Origin of the sequence: Meridianimarinicoccus zhengii, assembly GCF_003254465.1 — a bacterium.
Lineage (GTDB): Bacteria > Pseudomonadota > Alphaproteobacteria > Rhodobacterales > Rhodobacteraceae > Meridianimarinicoccus > Meridianimarinicoccus zhengii.
The window spans coordinates 1-553 of the sequence record NZ_QDFI01000210.1 but is presented as its reverse complement, the minus strand read 5'-3'; the positions used below and the strand labels follow the sequence as shown (position 1 = coordinate 553).

The 553-nt window shown below is 64.4% G+C and carries 1 protein-coding gene; it reads left to right on the top strand.

Annotated elements, in window-relative coordinates; genetic code table 11:
* Positions 1-503: transposase (locus DDE13_RS22660; RefSeq protein ID WP_222626201.1), on the top strand; the 503-nt coding region annotated here is incomplete at its 5' end.
* Positions 504-553: the final 50 nt, after the last annotated feature.

Sequence of the window (553 nt, the reverse complement as noted above, 5' to 3'; positions counted from 1 at the left end):
CCATCGCACGGGTCTTCGAAGCCACCTGGCAGCGCTGCCGCGTTCACTGGATGCGCAACGCCCTCGCGCATGTGTCCCGCGGCCAGCACACCGTCGTCGCCGCCGCGATCCGGCAGGCCTTCGACCAGCCCGACCGGGCCCATGCCGGTGAGACCTGGCGCAAGGTGGCCGAGCAACTGCGCCCGCGCTGGCCCAAGCTGGCCGACCTGATGGACGCCAGCGAACACGACGTCCTGGCCTACATGTCCTTCCCCCGCCAGCATCGCACCAAGCTGCACAGCACGAACCCGATCGAGCGTCTCAACAAGGAAGTGAAGCGCCGCGCCGACGTCGTCGGGATCTTCCCCAACGAGGCCTCGATCTTGCGCCTGATCGGCGCCGTGCTGTTCGAGCAGAATGACGAATGGCAGACCTCGAGCCGCTATATGATGGTCGAGGCCTTCGCCCAGATCGACAAAGAAGAGATCGACCCCATTCTCAGCATAACCACGAAAGCCGCCTGATCATGCCCTCAGGCCATCAGGGAAATTACACCAGCTTGACGGACGCTATC